This is a genomic window from Arthrobacter sp. NQ4 (assembly GCF_029077345.1).
Lineage (GTDB): Bacteria > Actinomycetota > Actinomycetes > Actinomycetales > Micrococcaceae > Arthrobacter.
On sequence record NZ_JARETC010000001.1, the window covers coordinates 431,256 to 448,321 of the forward strand.

The following is a 17,066-nucleotide window of genomic DNA, read 5'->3' on the forward strand; positions in this document are numbered from 1 at the left end:
GCGTTTCACCGCCTGGTGGTGGTCACGGGCCCTGCAACTGCTCGAACGCCTGGGCGACCGGTTTCACTTGGATGCCGCTTTCGTCGATGAGCTGCAGCTGGGTTGCGAGGACGTCGCTGGTGATAGTGCTCTTGTCCGCCGCAATAGTGTTCTTCTGGGTCCCCGACGCGTCGGGGGCAGCGATCTGGTGATAGACCAGGATGAGCCAGCCGTTGGACCGGGAGGTCTCGGCGAGCGCTTCCTTCAGGGTTTCCGGCGTGGTTGCGTCGGTCACGTACAGGACCTTCAGGTCATGCGGGTTGAGGTTTTGCCTCGTGTTGATGCCGTCATCCGTCCCCCGCATGATCTTGAAGTACTTGGCCGCATACCAGTCCACCTGCGGGTCGGAGCGTCCGTACGGCGGTGCCAGGTCATCGGTGGGAAGGCCGGCCGCGGCCAGCGCTTCCTCACTCTTGTTCAGTTCCTCATCCAGGCGCTCCGCCCCCACGGAGGTGAGGTCGACGTGCTGGTAGGCATGGGCTGCAATTTCATGTCCCGCCTGGTGCAACTGCTGGACCTCGGCGCCCGTGATGAAGTTCGGCGTCTCAATCGAGCTGGCGTTGACGTACTGGGTGGACTTGAACCCATGCTTGTCCAGCAGGGGCAGCGCGCGGTCGTACACGGACTGCCACCCGTCGTCGAACGTGATCGAGACCAGGGACTGGTTCCACCGCAGCGGCCCGGGCCTGGTGATGTCCGTCAGCGAATAGTCGCGGACCGCGGTGGTCCCGTTCCCATGCGCAACCAGGGTGACCATTGCGTTGGCCGCGCCATCGGGGACCTGGAATGCCTCGCTGATGGTGGTCCACTCCCCTGCCGGCGGCACGGACTCCAGGTTCTTGAAGGTGCGTCCGCCGCCCGCAAGCTCGAACTCGGCCACCACATCCACCTCGCGGTCCGCCTTGTAGGCCGCGCCGAACCTGAAGTAGCGGTCCGGGGTCACCGCGATGGGCTGGTACTGCCACTTCGCCTCCCCGTTCACGTAGTTTCCGATGCGGGTCCAGAGGAAGCTTCCGCGCCCGTCCTCGCCGCGCCCGGACTCCACTGTTGACGTCCCGGAGGAATAGGGGGACCAGAAGGCCGGCTGGTTCGGCTGGGTACCGGCGAATCCCGGGTTGGGGATCACGTTCGGGCCCACCGCTGCGGGTGCCGGAGGCTGGACGTCGTCCGCTGCCTCGAGGTAGGCGCCTTCCACGCGCGCGGTACCCACTGAGGCGAAGCGGAAGACGTACTCCACTGCCGCGACGGTGTCGCCGCTGTTGAACGCGTCACTCACCGTGAACGCGGTGGTCCCCGGCCGCTCCACCGGGTTCCTCAGCTGCTCCAGGCTGGTGCTGCCATCCCTGTGGTATTTCCGCACCAGCAGCCGGAAATCCGCTTCCGTGGTGGCGAACACCTTGAAGAAGTAGGTCTTGCCGGGAACCACGTCCACGCGCGGGCTGGTGAGGGTGACATCGCCCGAGGCGTACTGCGGGATGTTGAGCTTCAGCGCCTGGGCGCCCATCTGCCCGGGCACCAGTTCCAGGGAGGTCTTCGCATCCCCACTGTGGGCCGCGGTCCAGCCGCCTTCCGGAGCCACCGAAGTACCGGCCGACGGCGACGGGCCCGGTGCCGCCGTCGGTCCGGCAACGCCGGGAAAGAGCGCCGGGAGCAGGTTGGCTCCGGGCCGCGCCTGGGCGAAGGTTCCGATCCTGCCCGTATACATGAACCACCCGGCGGTGATCAGGAGAACCAGGACCGCGATGACCACGAGCGGATTCAGCAGGACCTGGCGGACCCGCCGGCGCCTAGGCGGCACGGCTTATCACCGCCACGCTGCCGGCCCGCTGCGGAGATTTCCACGTGTTGATCTCGGGGCGCCGCACCAGCCCTGGCGAACGGACGATGCACCGGACCGCTGCCGCGAGCTGGACCAGGTCCATGATGTAGAACAGGAAATAGGCGGTGGGCGCGTACATGCACAGCCTGGTGCGTTCCCGCGGTGAGAGGTTTTCATCCATCAGGACCGTCAGCAGCGTGTAGGCGGTGATGGTGGCGTAGGACCCGATGATCAGCGCCGGAGTGTAGGTTGCCAGCGACCAATAGACCGCGTACGTCCAGGCCAGGGGTGAGACGAGCAGCGTGAACTCGCTCAGCACGGCCGTGGGCATCCGGTAGTACGCCAGGGTGCGGCTGTACCGGCGGCTGGGGTTCAGGGTCATGCTGCGGTACTTGATGAGGTTCTGGATGCTTCCGTACTTCCAGCGGTAGCGCTGCTTGGCCAGGGCACGGAAGGTGAGCACCCCCTCGGTCTTTGCCACCACGTCCGCGCCGTAGACCATGCGGAAACGCCGGTTGCCCAGGTGGGTGATTTTCGCACTTAGGCCGATGTCCTCGGTCACGGTGTCCGTATCGTAGAAGTCCACCTTGCGCAGCACGCGCATCCGGTAGGTGGAGGCCACACCACCCACCACGAACTCACAGTTCAACAGCGAGTAGAGCTTCTTGGAGCGGTAGCCGATCATATGCTCAAACCGTTGCAGGATACCGAGCGCCGTGGTCTCCTCCATGATCTGGACGTTCGCCGCCACGCCGGCCACGTACGGGTCGTCGAAGTAGGACAGCGCCCGGGTGATGGCGTCCGGCTGGATGACCGAGTCGGCGTCGAGCGTCATGACGAACTGGCCGCGCGCGAACCTGCGGAGCACCGTGTTGAGCGCCGCGCCCTTGCCCACGTTCCGGTGCATCCGCACGATCCGCAGGTCCATCGCGGGGTGCCGCAGCTGGTAGTCGCGGACCAGCCGGCCGGTGAGGTCACCGGAGGCGTCATCGGCCACGAGGACTTCGAACAAGGGGTAGGTGCTGCGCCGGATGGAGTCCAGGGTCCGGACGATCACGGCTTCCTCATTGTGGGCGGCAATGACGATGGAGACCAGCCCCGGTACTTCAGGGATGGCCCGCCGGTGCCAGGTAGCCGTCGCTGCGCATTCGGGCTGGTAGGGGGTGGGAAGCCGGACGCCGCTGAGTCCCTTGCGCCGCTGTTGCCATATGTCGTAGAAGTTGGCACCCGCCAGGTAGAGGCCGAAGTGCACAACGTACAGGATGCTGACGCCCGCGAAGAGCCAAAAGACCAAGAGCGCGATATCCATCGCTCATCTGTCCACGGAGTTGGTTGCCAGCACGTTCGTGAAGGCTTCTGGAAGCGGGACGTTGGCCGGCTGGAGCAGGTCGATGCCGGCCGCGATGGCTGGAACAACGGCGATGGCCGGCTTGACCGCGGCAACGGCGGCCTGCGCGGCGGCGGCCCCGGCCGCCCGGGCAGTCCTGGCGGCGTCAGGAAGTGCCGTACCGGTAGTAGCGGCGGCGGGGGCGTCGATGCTCGCCACTGCGATGGCTGGAACGGCGGTGCCGGCTGCCGCCACCTTGGCCATGGCCCGGCGCGCGGCACGGCGGTAGAACCGGATGCCGATGAAGCGGATGACCACTGTGAGCGTGACCAAGCCCCACAGAACCAGGCTCATCTGGGCCACGAAAGCGAGCAGGCTCTCGAACATGGCCCCGTCCCGGCCGAAGGTGGTCGCTGCAGGCACGGCGAAGGTTCCCAGGTACGTCACCACAGGCCCTCCCCCGTTCCCCTTGAAGCTTGCGTCATTGCTGAAGGCTGCGTCATTGCCTTCCCCCTGTCTTGAGCAAGATGTCCGTCTTTGGGCTGTGGGGTGTCGCCGCCTGGGGTGCCCATGCACCAGGCGTTGGTGGAAGTTCCTGTCGTCAGCGTCATGGGAGGGCAGCGTCATTACCCTGCGGCTGACTTGATCGGGAGCGCATATGCGCTCCGCATTTTGGGGGTGGCAGGTGGCGCCTCAGGCAATCGGCGTCGCGCACAGCCCGCCCGTTTATAGGTCAAAATTACGTATTCCTGCGCAGGCCCGACACGAGTAACGGGTACTCTATAAAGATTTTTGGGGCTACTTACCGAAAGGGTTTTGGGGGGACCGCCGCCTGCCCGCCGGTCCGGGCGGAATATTAGGTAGTTTGCGCAGTCCGGTGCGGGGGCCTAGGTATCCCCCCATGGCGGGATTTCCCGGGCAACGGAAAAAGGCAGCACCCCGGCGGGGTGCTGCCTTTTCCGTGGACCTGCTTTGCGGCTCTAGGCGTTGGCCTTGATGGCTGCGGCGAGGACTTCCAGGCCGTCTGCGAGCAGCTCATCGGTGATGACCAGCGGGGGCAGCAGGCGGATGACGTTGCCGTAGGTGCCACAGGTGAGGATGATGACGCCTTCCTTCAGGCAGGCGGCGGCGACAGCCTTGGTGAGCTCCGGGTTGGGTTCCTTGGTTCCGGCCTGGACGAGCTCGATGGCGAGCATGGCACCGCGGCCGCGGACGTCGCCGATGACCGCGGTTCCGGCGTCGGCCAGTTCGGACTGCAGTTCACGCAGGCGCGCCGTGGCGATGGACTCGATGTGGCGGGCACGGCCGTTCAGGTCGTACTCCTCCATGGATCCGATCGAGGCCAGGGCTGCTGCACAGGCCACGGGGTTGCCGCCGTAGGTGCCGCCCAGGCCGCCGGGGTGCACGGCGTCCAGGAGGTCGGCGCGGCCGGTGATGGCGGACAGCGGCATGCCGCCGGCGATGCCCTTGGCCATGGTGATGATGTCCGGGACGACGCCTTCGTGGTTGACGGCGAACCATTCGCCGGTGCGGCAGAAGCCGGACTGTACCTCGTCCGCGATGAAGACGATGCCCTTCTCCTTGGCCCAGGCGGCCAGCGCGGGCAGGAAGCCCTCGGCCGGGACGATGAAGCCGCCCTCACCCTGGATGGGCTCGATGATGATCGCGGCAACCTGGTCGCCGCCGATCTGCTTCTCGATCATGGTGATGGCGCGCTTTGCTGCCTCGGCGCCGGTGATCGAGGGGTTTTCCTCGCGGTACGGGTAGCTCATGGGCATGCGGTAGACCTCGGGCGCGAACGGGCCGAAGTTGGTCTTGTACGGCATGGCCTTGGCGGTGAGCGCCATGGTGAGGTTGGTCCGGCCGTGGTAGGCGTGGTCGAAAGCCACGACGGCGTCCCGGCCGGTTGCCAGGCGGGCCACCTTGACGGCGTTCTCCACTGCCTCGGCACCGGAGTTGAAGAGGACGGTGCGCTTCTCGTGGTCGCCCGGGGTGAGGCGGTTCAGCTGCTCGGCGACGGCCACGTAGCCCTCGTAGGGGGTGACCATGAAGCATGTGTGGGTGAAGTGCTCCACGGCTTCCTTGACGGCGCCCACGACGGCGGGGTCGGAGGCACCCACGCTGGTCACGGCGATGCCTGAGCCCAGGTCGATGAAGGAGTTGCCGTCGACGTCGTGGATGATGCCGCCGTCGGCGTCTGCAACGTAGACCGGGACACTGGAGGCGACGCCGGCAGCCACCACGGACTTGCGGCGTTCGGTCAGTGCCACGGACTTGGGGCCCGGGAAGTCGGCCTGGACGTTGCGCTTCTGCTCCAGGCGGTAGGTGATGTCTGCTGCGGTGGTGGTCATGGTTCTTTTCTTTCTACGATTCCGGGTTTCGGCAAGCTCAACCAGCGGGGAATGGTCAGGCGTCGAGGGCGGACATCACGTGCTTGATGCGCGTGTAGTCCTCCACGCCGTACATGGAGAGGTCCTTGCCGTAGCCGGACTGCTTGAAGCCGCCATGCGGCATTTCGGCGGTAAGGAGGATGTGGGTGTTGATCCAGACGGCGCCGAAGTCCAGGTCCCGGCTCAACCGCATGGCCGTGCCGTGGTTGGTGGTCCAGACGCTGGAGGCCAGCGCGTAGTCCACGTCGTTGGCCAGGGCAACGGCTTCTTCCTCGGTGCTGAACTTCTGGACGGTGATGACGGGGCCGAACGTTTCCTTCTGCACCACGTCGTCGGTCTGCTTGGCGCCGGTGATGATGGTGGGTTCGAAGAAGTAGCCCTTCTCCCCTGCCCGGTGTCCGCCGGTTTCGATCCGGCAGTTGGCCGGCAGGTTCTCCACCACGGAGGTCACGGCGTTGAAGTGGTTCACGTTGTTCAGCGGGCCGAAGTAGTTGTCTTCGTCGTTCTGCGAGCCGGTGTGCAGGGTGCGGGTGTGTTCCACCATGGCTGCAACGACGTCGTCGTGCACGGAATCCTGCACCAGCACCCTGGTGATGGCCGTGCAGTCCTGGCCGGCGTTGAAGAACGCGAATTCGGCGATCGCCGCCGCGCTCTTCTTGATGTCCGCGTCCGCGAAGACGATGGCCGGGGCCTTGCCGCCGAGCTCCAGGTGGGCGCGCTTGACACCCTTGGCGGCGCCGGAAGCCACCGCGATTCCCGCGCGGACAGATCCCGTGATGGACACCAGGCCGGGGACCTTGTGCTCCACCATCATGGCACCGGTTTCGCCGGTGCCCAGGACCACGTTCAGGACGCCCGCGGGCAGGATGTCGCCGGCCAGGCGGGCCAGGACCAGCGTGGACTCGGGGGTGGTGTCGGAGGGCTTCAGGACCACGGTGTTGCCGGCAGCGAGCGCGGGACCGATCTTCCAGATGGCCATCAGGAAGGGGTAGTTCCAGGGGGCCACCTGGGCCACCACGCCGATGGGTTCGCGGCGGACGTAGGAGGTGTGGCCCTCGAAGTACTCGCCGGCGGACTTGCCCTCCAGGATGCGGGCGGCACCGGCGAAGAAGCGCAGCTGGTCGGCGCCGGCAGCCACTTCCTCGGAGGCGATGAGGGAGCGGACCTGGCCGGTGTTGCGGTGCTGGGCTTCGACGAGTTCGTCGCTGTTGGCCTCGATGGCGTCGGCAAGCTTGAGCAGCATCAGCTGGCGCTGGCCCGGGGTGACGTGCTTCCAGGTCCTGAAGGCGTCCTTGGCTGCCGTCATGGCCGCATCCACATCCGCCTGCACGGAAACGGGGGCCTGCGCCACCACTTCCCCGTTGGTAGGGTTGACCACGTCCAGCAGGGTGGTGCCGGCGGGGGTGACGAACTTCCCGTTGATGAAGTTCTGCAAGGTTTGGACCACGGTGTGCAACCTCTTTCGTAAGGGCCATCGGCGGCCGGGCGGAGACCAGGACGGATGGATGGAACTGCCTTGAGCCTATGCCAGCGCCCAAGCGGGGTGAATAGCCACCTGCACACCCTTGCCAAAGGGGTTTAGTGCGGTTGCCCAGCTCACGTTTATCCTTGCTTCATGGCCATTTCCCTTGCTGCCCTGGTGGGCGTGACCTCCTTGAAGCTGTCCAAGGCGGGCGTGGCGGAGACCACCTGGAACCAGGACATCAACTGGGTGGCTGTGACGGAACTGGAGGATCCGCAGCGGTTCCTCAACGGCGGGGAACTGGTGCTCACCACGGGCCTGCGGCTGCGGTCCGCGCCGGAGCAGCGGCGCTTTGTGCGGCAGGTGCAGCGTGCCGGTGCGGTGGGCATCGGATTCGGCGTGGGGTTGTCCCATGAGGCGGTGCCCCCGGCCCTCCTGGCGGAGGCCAACCGGTGGGGCCTGCCGGTGGTGGAAGTGCCCTACGAGACCCCGTTCATCGCCATCACCAAGCTGGTGGCGGACGCCCAGTCGGCTGACCACTACGCCAAACTGGAACGGCTCATTGCCGGGCACCAGGTGCTGGCCCGGGCGCTGCTGACCGGCGGCGGGCTGGCAGAGCTGCTGAAGAACCTGGGCGGCATGCTGCGCACCGACGTGGCGCTGACCCAGTTCACGGCGCAGCTGTACAACAGCGGCAGCACCCACCCGTCGGCCGATACGTGGTCCAGCTACCCGGTGCCCACGGGCCGGCGGGACGCCTGCACGCTGTGGGTCCGCCAGCCGTTCGAGGACACCGGCATCATCGGTTACGCGCAGAACCTGATCAGCGTGGAGCTGAACAACATGGTCAAGCAGCGGCAGGCCCAGCGCGCCCTGTGCGGCCAAGTATTGGAGGACGTGATCCACGGGGCGCTGGAGACCAGCGAGGCCCAGCGCCGCCTGGCCGGCGTGGGCGTGAACAGCACCCGCAAGAACGTGGTGCTGCTGGCCGTGTCGGCCGCCCACGGGAAGGCGTTGGGGAGCACCTCGGTGCCGCAGGAACTGGAGAAGGCGGTCGCTGCCGTCGTGGGCAAGGACCTGGTGCTGGTGGTCAATGACGACGGCGGGACGGCGCCGGCGCTGGCACGGAAGCTGAGCGACCACCTCGCCGAAGCCGGGATCCATGCCACGATCGGCATCGGCGGGGCGTACACCAAGCCCAACGGCCTGCGCTGGAGCTATTTCGAAGCCCGGGACGCCGCCAGCCATGGGCTGCCGGTCAACGAACCGGAACGGCTCAGCCTGACATCGCTGCTGCTGGCCAGCGAGGACGTCCCGCTGGCGGACATGGCGCACGAGTCCTTGAACCCGCTGCGGGCGTTCGATGCCGCGCACGGCTCGGAGCTGATGTCCACGCTGGAGAGCTACCTGAACAACAACGGCTCGGTGGCTGCGGTGGCGGAAGAGCTCACGCTTCACCGGAACACGGTCCGGTACCGGCTGGCGCAGATCACCGAGCTCACCGGGTATGACCCCTCCGTCACTGCGGACCGGGTGCAGCTGTGGCTGGCCCTGGCCGTGGCCCGGTTGTCCGCCCGGCAGGGCAAGTAGGCCGGAAACTGCCCGGCAGGCCTCAGAGGACGCCGCGGCCCAACAGGTCGCGCGACTTCTTCCTGGCCTTCCGGTACCCGGCACGGGCCTCCAGCATCCGCTCTTCCTGCTGGTTGAGCAGCTCCGCGTAGATGCCTGCCGTGGCGGGCTCGCTGTGTTCCGCGGCGATGGCTGCCAGCAGGTCGCGGGCCACCACGGCGTCCTGGAACTGGCCCAGGATCTTCTGCTGCCGGCGGGCGGCCTTGGCTACCTTGCCCGCACGCTTGCCGTGCACCAGGGCCGCTGATTCAGCCACGTGGCGCAGCCGCTTGGCGTCTTTGCGGACCCGGTGGAGGGCAAGTTCCTGGTCCCTGCCGCGCCGCGCGCGCTTGGCCGCTTTGCGGGAGCGCTCCAGCCGCCTGGCGGCCTTGTCCACGGCTTTCGCGGCCGCCCGACGTCCCGGCGCTACCGCGTCGGCGCGCACCGGCGGGTTGTCACGGAAATCCTCAAGCTTGTCCAGGAGCCTGAAGTAGCGGCCCGACCCCAGGGCTTCCAGCAGGAGCCGGTACGCGGCGTCATAATCCCCGCCCGTGCGCTGCTCCACCCTTGCCGTGGCCCCGGCTGTGCCATCCCCGGGCTGCAGCGCGCCCAACTGGTCACGGAGCCGGGCCCGCAGGACCTCGGCGTCGCGCGGCTGGCCGAGCAGCTGGCCCAGCCACTTCAGCTCGCTCCGCAGTTTGCGCACCGGTGACGCCCGGTAGAGCTTGGCGTACGCGGCCAGGACTGAGCGGATCCGGCGCGTGGCGGACCGCATGGTGTGAATGGCCTCGGGTTCCTCATTCCGGACGGCAGCGTCGCTGGCGAGGATCTGGTCGATCTGCGCGGCCACATAAACCGTGACGACGGCGGCAGCCGGCGCACGCTTCCCGGCCAGCAGGGCAGGGGTGCCTTCGGGTCCGGCAGCACCGGCGGGCGCCTCGCCCGCGGCGGCACGCTTGCCCGCTTTGGTGTCAGAGCCCAAGGCACGGACCAGCTTCGAGGCATGGCCGGCGGGCCGGGCGCCGGCGGCTGCGAGCAGTTCCTCCACCGGGCCAAAAAGGTCCGGCTGGCCGTGGACCAGCTCCAGCTCCCATTCGCGCCACTCCTGCCTCGTGGCGTTGTCCCCGTCCGCCAGGCGTTCGGCGGTGACCTGGTCGTCCGCGAGGTCGGCGAGGTGGGCGCCGTCGGCCCCGTACAGGGGGTAGGTGGTGCGGCGGGTGTCCAGGCGCACCACCGGCACGGGGACAGCACCCCTGAGGTAGGCGTAAAGGTGGGTAAGCAGGGCGTCCGGTACGACGTCGGGACGGCCCAGGGGTGCATGCAGTTCCGTCCGCTCCTGCGGGCCTTCGCCGCCGGCCGCCGCCTGGGGCGGCAGCTTCAGGTGCCACCCCGCGTCCTTCCCGCCGGTGCGGCGGCGGAGGGTGATGCGGCGGGCGGCCAGGGCATGGGTGGGGGTGTCGAAGTACACCGCCTCCAGCAGGTCGGTGTGGGAATTGCCTGTGCGGGCCACCCCTGCGGCCTGTTCCAGGGGCGGCACCACGGCGCCGGCATCGACGTCGTACTTCTTCTCAATCTCGATTCCCCTGGAAGCCTCCACAGCCGTCCTTCCGCACCGCCTGGTCCGCGCCAGGTCCTCCGACAGTCCGTTGGCAGTCTATTGCAGGCACCGAACACGTGGAGAGGTTGGCCACAAAAGCACAAACATCAAACGTCTAACCTTTAGGCTGGTTCGTATGCCCGCCACTCCCCCCGCTTCCGTTCCCACAGCCACCCAGGCACCCGCTGCGGTGACCGGCACCCCTGCCGGCGGCACCGCCCCGGCAAAGCCGCGCTCCGCCGTCGTCTTCGGCGTCATTGCGCTGGTGCTGATCGGGCTGAACCTGCGCGCGGGCATCACCGGGGCGTCCGCGCTGCTGCACGATCTGCAGGCGGTGCTGGGCTACGGGGTGCTGGTGGCGGCAATCATCCCCTCCATCCCCACCCTCTGCTTCGCCCTTGCCGGGGCCGCCACGTCCTGGCTCACCGGCAGGCTTGGTGTGGAGAAGGCCATCCTCCGGTCCCTGGCGCTGCTGGCCGGCGGGCTGCTGCTGCGCGGCGTCCCCGCCACGGGCATGCTGGTGGCCGGGAGCGTGGTGGGTATGTCCGGACTGGCCATCTGCAACGTGGCCATGCCGTCCTTCATCCGGGAGCACTTCGCGTCCCGGACGTCGCTCATGACCGCCGTCTACACCGTGACCATGACCACCGGCGGCACCCTGACCTCGGTCGCGGTGGTCCCGCTGGCACACGCGCTCGGTTCCCCGTCCGCCGCCGTCGGCGCCGTGGGCATCGCGGCCGTGGCCGCCTTCCTGGGCTTCCTGCCGGTGGCCCTGCACGCCCACCGCCATACGGTGCGGACCACGGCCGGGCATGTGTCGCCCTGGCCGCTGCTGCGGACCCGCAAGGGGCAACTCCTCACCGCGATCTTCACCCTGCAGGCCCTGCTGGCTTACGCCCTGTTGAGCTGGTTCCCCTACATGCTCACCACCATGGGCATGAGCGCCTCGGACAGCGGACTGATGTTCGGCCTCATGCAGCTGGTCTCCGTCCCCGCGGGCATGGTGCTGATTGCCATCGGCGCCAGGCCCCGGATGCTGCGTCCGGCGTTCTACCTGGTGAGTATCACCATGGCCGTGGGAATTGCGGCGCTGCTGGTCCTCCCCGTCGCCCTGGCGGCCGTCCCCGCCGTCCTGCTGGGCTTCGGCCTGGGCATCTTCCCGCTGGTGATGGTGATGATCAGCCGCAGCGGCACCAGCACCGCCGAGACCACCGCACTGTCCACCCTGGCCCAGTCATCCGGCTACCTGCTGGCCACCGCGGGCCCGTTCGGCATGGGCCTGCTGCACAGCGCCACCGGAGGCTGGTCCCTGCCGCTGGGGCTGCTGCTGGCACTGGCCCTGGTCCAGATCGTGGTGTCGCACATGATCACCGGCCCTGCGATGTCCGGCAAGCCCGCGGAGAGGAAGTAGCCCCATGTCCCTGAGCCCTTCCGTCCGCCCGCCGCTCGCCGCCGAGGTCACCGCCAAGCTGCGGGGCATGGTCCACTCCGGCGAGTGGCCGCTGAACCAGCGCATCCCGTCCGAACCTGAGCTCATGGCCAGGCTGGGGGTTTCCCGCGGCACCCTCCGCGAAGCAGTGAAGGCCCTTGCCCACGGCGGAATGCTGGAGGTTCGCCGGGGGGACGGCACCTATGTGCGGGCCACGAGCGAAATGTCGGGGGCCGCGCGCCGCATGTACCAGGACCACACCGAGCAGCACATCCTGGAGGTCCGGCTGGGCCTGGACACCCAGGCTGCCCGGCTGGCCGCGCGCAACGCAACGGACGACGACGTCGCCGCCCTGGGTGCCCTCCTCGCCTCCCGGGACCAGGCCTGGAACAACGGCGACTACGAAGCCTGGGCGGACGCGGACTGGAGCTTCCATGAGGGCGTCGCCAGGGCCTCGGGCAATCCCCTGCTCCATGAGCTTTATGCGAGCTTCGGCACCGTATTCCACCAGGACCTGCTCACGCAGCAGCGCCGGCCGGGGTTCAACGGACTCCCCCGCGACGGCCACGAAACACTGCTCGACGCCATCGCCCAGCGGGACGAAGACGCTGCCGTTGCCAGCGTGAACCGGAACCTGAACTCATGTGCGGAGTGGCTGGCGGAGTAACGCCGCCCTGTTGGCCCCGCCCTGTTCAGCCCTTAGGCATGCCGGCGGCCCGGCACTGTGGTGCCGGGCCGTCGTCGTCCGCTCTATGTCTGGCTGGTCGCGCTAGTCGCGGCGCAGGCCCGAAAGGACGTTCTTGGGGCGCTGCATCTCGCCGTGCTTGGCGCCGAGGATGATCACCAGGGCCGCGAAGCCGGGGATGGCCCACTGCAGTGCCTTGAGCTGCTGCTGGGCCGACTTCAGCTCATCCGAGGCTGCAGCGTGCGGCTCGGTGGCACCCTCGGCACCCTCACCGGCCAGCTTCTCCACCTTCTTGCCCAGGATGCCCGAGTACAGGGTCACCGCAGCGCCCACCACGGTCACGGCCGTCTTGATGACGGTGTCGCGGGCCACGCCCTCCTGCTTGGCAATACGGCCCTTGTTCTCCCAGGCAATGGCCAGGTCCGCCACCAGGTGGGAGGCGAAGGCCGCGGTCTGGAACGGCGCCCACTTCATCCAGCCGGCACTGGAAAGCCGGGTGCGCTCTGCGGGGTCCTTGGCCTGGGCCGCTGCCCCGTTGAGCCCGATGGCGCCCATCAGGGATCCACCGAACCATGCTGCTGCCGTCAGGTCGTGAACTGAACGGGCAATGAGATTTCCTGCCATGATGTGCATTCCTAACGTTGTGGACTGGTTCCGGGTTGCCGCTGTGCCGCGGACTTCACCTGCCGTATTCCTTCGAGGTATGGTCCGCCTATGGTAAGCACACTTACTAATATTACGAAACCCCGTCCCGGAGAGGGGCAACCGCGTAATATCGTCGCCATGGGAAACACAGGGACATTGTTCGGCTGGGCCTTCGGGGACCCCGCCCGTGGAAGTGACGGCGGCTATGTGGACGGACTGCAGCGCGAGGCGCTGGGGAACGCGCGGGAAACGGCAAAGGCCAAGGGCGTTGGCGTTGTAGCCGGCTCGGAGGTGTTCACCGTCCTCAGCGCGGACGATTCCCTGGTGGAACTGGACAACGCCCCCGGCCAACTGGTGGTCCGCTGCACCGTGCACGTGGAGGGACCCGGCGCAGAGAAGCTGCGGGCCGAAGGCCCCATGAACGGCTAAGAGATGTCCGACGGCGAATCCACCCTCAGCCAGGCAGCGGACGCTGTCGAGGAGGCGTCCAATGCCAAAGCGCTGGACGTCCTGGCCCGTTCCGGATTCGCCGTCATGGCACTGCTCCACATCATCGTGGGGGCCATCGCCATCGCCATCGCGTTCGGCCACCCCGGTGATGCCGAGGCCACCGGCGCCATCGCCCGGCTGGCGGACAACCCGTGGGGTCCCTTGGTCATGTGGGGATGCGTGGCCGCATGCCTGGGCCTTGCACTGTGGCAGGCCAGCGAAGCGACGCTGCGGGCCAGGAGCCTTAGCCGCAAGGAACGGCTGGCCAAGCTGGTGTCCTCGGGATTCCTGGCCATCGCGTACGGCAGCGTGGGGCTGACTTTCGCGGGCTTCGCGTTGGGGCAGCGCAGCGACTCGGGCGACAATACCCGGGACTTCAGCGCCAGCCTGATGGCCAACCCCGTGGGACCGTGGGTCCTCGTCGCGCTCGGCCTGACCATCCTCGGCATCGGCATCTACTTCGTGGTCAAAGGACTCCGGCGCGGATTTAAGGAAGAGCTGTTCCACTTCGAGGGCACCCGCCGCGGCAGGCTCATCGACAGCCTTGGCGTCACCGGCCATGTGGCCAAAGGTGTTGCGCTGGACCTCACCGGGCTGCTGTTCATCATCGCCGCCGCCCGGCACCGGCCGGACGAATCCACCGGGCTGGACGGCAGCCTCAAGGCCCTGCAGGGCCACCCGTTCGGGCCCACCCTGCTCGTAGCCATCGGTGCAGGGTTCATCGCGTACGGGATCTTCGCGCTGATCCGGGCCCGCTTTGGCCGCATGTAGTTCAGGAGTTTGTGGGTAGGGAGAAAGTATGACCCAGCAGCTGCGCGCTAGTTCCGCCGTCGCCTCCAGTGCCGGCCAGGCCTTCGCCGGCCTCTTCCGGCTCCTGAAACTCGCCCGGCCGGACCGGCCCATCCATCCGCAGGGGCTGGGCCTGCACGGAACGTTGACCAGGACCGGCAACCCGTCCGGCCCCAGCGGCATTGACTGGCTGGACGCGCCCGGGACGGACCAGGTGGTGGCCCGCTTTTCGCGGTCCCTGGGGCTGCCGCAGGTACTGCCTGACATCCTTGGCCTGGCCCTGCGGGTTTCCCCGCCCGGCGCCGGCGGACCCGCGGACGTGCTGTTTGCCTCCACCGGCTGGGGGTTGCCCGGCCGGTTCCTGCTGGTGCCGCGGCTGGATGTTGCAGGTGCCGCCATGACCACGCTGATGCCCTACCGCGGAAGCCGGGGCCCGGTGCTGCTGGGACTGCGGACGCGGATCCTCCCGCCCGGTTCGCTGGCGTCCGGGGCATGGGTGCTGGGACTGCACTGGGCCACACCGGGCGGACGCTGGCGGGAATGCGGCGAAGTGCGGCTGCAGGCCGGTGCCAGTCCCACCGACATCCCGCTGCGTTTCGATCCCCTGGAGCACCAGCCACCTGGGGCGCAGGCCTATAGCTGGACCCGGCGGCTGCGGAAGCCTTCGTACCGGGCCGCACGGCGGCCCGCACCTCCCGCCGTCGGACGTCCGCCTGAGTCCCCCGCGCCGCTCGGGAAAAGCACCACCGCAACCGGAAGGAACTCCATGTCCACCGTCTCGCAGCTGTTCAAAACCCCCTCGGCCGACGTGTGGCGGGTCATCGCCGACGGCTGGCTGTACTCCGGCTGGGTGGTGGGCGCGTCCCGGATCAGGGACGTGGACGCCGAATGGCCAAGGGTGGGTGCCCAACTCCACCACTCGGTGGGAGCCTGGCCCCTGGTGATCGACGACAGCAGCCGCGTGACCGCCGTCGAGCCCGGCCGCTCGCTGGAGCTGGTGGCGCGGGGCTGGCCCATGGGCGAGGCCAAGGTGGAGATGACACTGGAGGACCGCGGCAACCAGTGCCTGGTGACCATCGCGGAGGACGCCATCCGCGGGCCCGGCAAGATGATGCCCAAGTTCCTGCGCGATCCCTTGATTTCCGCCCGGAACCGGGAAACCCTGCGCCGCCTTGAGCTCATGGCCATCGGGGGCGCCGGGAAATAGCGCATCAGGGTTAAAGGTTTGTTAAACGCCGGAACCGCGGGACAATTGCGTCCCGCGGTTCCCGCTTTCAGCTCCCGAAGCCGGGCGTTCTCCTAGACCTGGGCGGAGACGCCGTCGCGGGAGATGTCCACCATGTCCTCGCGCGGCACCACCTTGATGCGCTCACGCTTGACCTCCACGCCGTGCGAGCCGCCGGCTTCGGTGGCCGCCGCGCCGAGGGCCAGCTCGTGGGCGTCCAGCGCCAGCCAGCCTTCCCAGCTGGTGAACTTCACGCCGCGGGCGTCGAGGAGTTCGGTGACGGCGTCCTCCTGCGGCACCGAAGCCACCGGCAGGTTTTCGCGGTCTTCGAGGAGGTAGGTGACGGTCTCCAGGGCGTCGCCCTTGGTGTGGCCGATCAGGCCCACCGGTCCGCGCTTGATCCAGCCCGTGGCGTAGAGGCCCGGTACATGCTGGCCGGACGCATCCAGGACGCGGCCGCCGTCGTTGGTGACAACGCCCTTCTTGTGGTCGAACTCCACGTCCGGCAGGGCGGACCCGAAGTAGCCGATGGCGCGGTACACGGCCTGCACCGGGTAGTCCACGTACTCGCCGGTGCCCCGGGCGTTGCCGGTGCCGTCCAGCTCGGTGCGCTCGAACTTGATGCCCGCCACCTTGCCGGGGGTCTCGGCGTCGTCGTAGATCTCCACCGGGCTGTGCAGGAAGTGCAGGTGCAGGCGGCGGGAGGCCTTGAGCTCGGAGACGTCCTCGGGCTGCTCGGCGATCCAGTTGGTGAGCGTGCCCACCATGGTCTTGGTCTGGTTGTTCGTCTGGATCTGGCGGTCAGATTCCTCGTCGAACTCGAAGTCCTCCGGGTACAGGATGATGTCCACGTCCTTGGAGTGGGACAGCTCGCGCAGCTCCAGCGGGGTGAACTTGACCTGGGCGGGGCCGCGGCGGCCGAAGACGTGCACGTCGGTGACGGGCGAGGCCTTCAGGCCGGCGTAGACGTTGTCCGGGATTTCGGTGACCAGCAGGTCATCGGCGTGCTTGGACAGGACGCGGGCCACGTCCAGGGCCACGTTGCCGTTGCCGATCACGGCGATTTCCTTGGCCTCCAGCGGCCATTCGCGCGGCACGTCAGGGTGGCCGTCGTACCAGGAGACGAAGTCGGCGCCGCCGAAGGAGCCCTCCAGTTCGACGCCGGGGATGTTCAGGTCCGCGTCCTTGATGGCGCCGGTGGCGAAGATGACGGCGTCGTAGTGCTTGCGGAGGTCCTCGATGGTGAGGTCCGTGCCGTAGTCCACGTTGCCGAAGAAGCGGATGTCGCCGCGGTCCAACACCTTGTGCAGGGCGTTGACGATGCCCTTGATGCGGGGGTGGTCCGGGGCCACGCCGTAGCGGATCAGGCCGTAGGGTGCCGGGTAGCGGTCAAAAAGGTCGATGCTGACAGTCAGCTCGCCGCTCTTGACGGCTTCGCTCTTGGTGAGGATGTCAGCGGCGTAGACGCCGGCCGGGCCGGAGCCCACGACGGCGACGCGCAGGGGACGCGCAGCAGATCCTACGGTAGTGCTGGATGACACGGCTGTGTTCCTTTTCTTCTG

14 protein-coding genes are annotated in these 17,066 nt (G+C 68.0%); 6 read left to right on the forward strand and 8 right to left on the reverse strand.

The genetic code is table 11. From position 1 onward, the window contains the following. Positions 1–22: 22 nt before the first annotated feature. The 5 genes from PUN51_RS20665 to PUN51_RS02060 form a co-directional block, all read right to left on the reverse strand. Positions 23–1,837 (reverse strand): polysaccharide deacetylase family protein, encoded by a 1,815-nt coding sequence (locus PUN51_RS20665; RefSeq protein ID WP_275179694.1) that lies wholly within the window; start codon positions 1,835–1,837, stop codon positions 23–25. Continuing rightward, positions 1,827–3,167, reverse strand: coding sequence for a glycosyltransferase family 2 protein (locus tag PUN51_RS02045; protein ID WP_275179695.1), 1,341 nt, complete (start codon positions 3,165–3,167; stop codon positions 1,827–1,829). Before PUN51_RS02045 ends, PUN51_RS20665 begins: the two co-directional genes overlap by 11 nt. A gap of 3 nt (positions 3,168–3,170) precedes the next feature. Beyond that, positions 3,171–3,635, reverse strand: coding sequence for a hypothetical protein (locus PUN51_RS02050; RefSeq protein WP_275179696.1), 465 nt, complete (start codon positions 3,633–3,635; stop codon positions 3,171–3,173). A 530-nt stretch (positions 3,636–4,165) separates the two neighbouring features. Beyond that, positions 4,166–5,536 carry a 4-aminobutyrate--2-oxoglutarate transaminase gene (gene gabT, locus PUN51_RS02055; protein WP_275179697.1) on the reverse strand — a complete coding sequence of 457 codons (1,371 nt, stop codon included), beginning with the start codon at positions 5,534–5,536 and terminating at the stop codon, positions 4,166–4,168. Positions 5,537–5,591: 55 nt separating this feature from the next. Continuing rightward, on the reverse strand, positions 5,592–7,022 hold the full coding sequence (locus PUN51_RS02060; protein ID WP_275179698.1) for a gamma-aminobutyraldehyde dehydrogenase: 1,431 nt from the start codon (positions 7,020–7,022) through the stop codon (positions 5,592–5,594). A gap of 168 nt (positions 7,023–7,190) precedes the next feature. Between PUN51_RS02060 and PUN51_RS02065 the strand changes: the two genes are divergently transcribed. Then, positions 7,191–8,627, forward strand: coding sequence for a PucR family transcriptional regulator (locus PUN51_RS02065; RefSeq protein ID WP_159631190.1), 1,437 nt, complete (start codon positions 7,191–7,193; stop codon positions 8,625–8,627). A gap of 22 nt (positions 8,628–8,649) precedes the next feature. On the opposite strand, the gene PUN51_RS02070 is transcribed toward PUN51_RS02065, so the two are convergent. Continuing rightward, positions 8,650–10,242 carry a CYTH and CHAD domain-containing protein gene (locus PUN51_RS02070; RefSeq protein ID WP_159631188.1) on the reverse strand — a complete coding sequence of 531 codons (1,593 nt, stop codon included), beginning with the start codon at positions 10,240–10,242 and terminating at the stop codon, positions 8,650–8,652. Between the two features lie 136 nt (positions 10,243–10,378). On the opposite strand from PUN51_RS02070, the gene PUN51_RS02075 reads away from it, so the two are divergent. Together PUN51_RS02075 and PUN51_RS02080 are read left to right on the forward strand one after the other, a co-directional pair. Further along, entirely contained in the window at positions 10,379–11,653 is a 1,275-nt protein-coding gene (locus PUN51_RS02075) for an MFS transporter (RefSeq protein ID WP_275179699.1), read from the forward strand. 4 nt (positions 11,654–11,657) lie between these two features. Next, the gene (locus tag PUN51_RS02080; RefSeq protein ID WP_275179700.1) at positions 11,658–12,338 is read left to right on the forward strand and encodes a FadR/GntR family transcriptional regulator; all 681 of its coding nucleotides are present in this window, start codon (positions 11,658–11,660) and stop codon (positions 12,336–12,338) included. A 102-nt stretch (positions 12,339–12,440) separates the two neighbouring features. On the opposite strand, the gene PUN51_RS02085 is transcribed toward PUN51_RS02080, so the two are convergent. Next, entirely contained in the window at positions 12,441–12,980 is a 540-nt protein-coding gene (locus PUN51_RS02085; RefSeq protein ID WP_159631182.1) for a hypothetical protein, read from the reverse strand. A gap of 159 nt (positions 12,981–13,139) precedes the next feature. On the opposite strand from PUN51_RS02085, the gene PUN51_RS02090 reads away from it, so the two are divergent. The 3 genes from PUN51_RS02090 to PUN51_RS02100 are packed head-to-tail and all read left to right on the forward strand — an operon-like array spanning position 13,140 to position 15,486. Continuing rightward, complete coding sequence (locus tag PUN51_RS02090; protein ID WP_159631180.1) at positions 13,140–13,430, forward strand: hypothetical protein; 291 nt, start codon at positions 13,140–13,142, stop codon at positions 13,428–13,430. A gap of 3 nt (positions 13,431–13,433) precedes the next feature. After that, a complete protein-coding gene (locus PUN51_RS02095; RefSeq protein ID WP_275179701.1) occupies positions 13,434–14,261 on the forward strand; it encodes a DUF1206 domain-containing protein in 828 nt (275 codons plus the stop codon). Positions 14,262–14,289: 28 nt separating this feature from the next. Continuing rightward, positions 14,290–15,486: an SRPBCC family protein gene (locus PUN51_RS02100; RefSeq protein ID WP_275179702.1), complete on the forward strand. Its 1,197-nt coding sequence runs from the start codon at positions 14,290–14,292 to the stop codon at positions 15,484–15,486. Positions 15,487–15,578: 92 nt separating this feature from the next. On the opposite strand, the gene PUN51_RS02105 is transcribed toward PUN51_RS02100, so the two are convergent. After that, positions 15,579–17,045, reverse strand: coding sequence for an FAD-dependent oxidoreductase (locus PUN51_RS02105; protein ID WP_224026744.1), 1,467 nt, complete (start codon positions 17,043–17,045; stop codon positions 15,579–15,581). Positions 17,046–17,066: the final 21 nt, after the last annotated feature.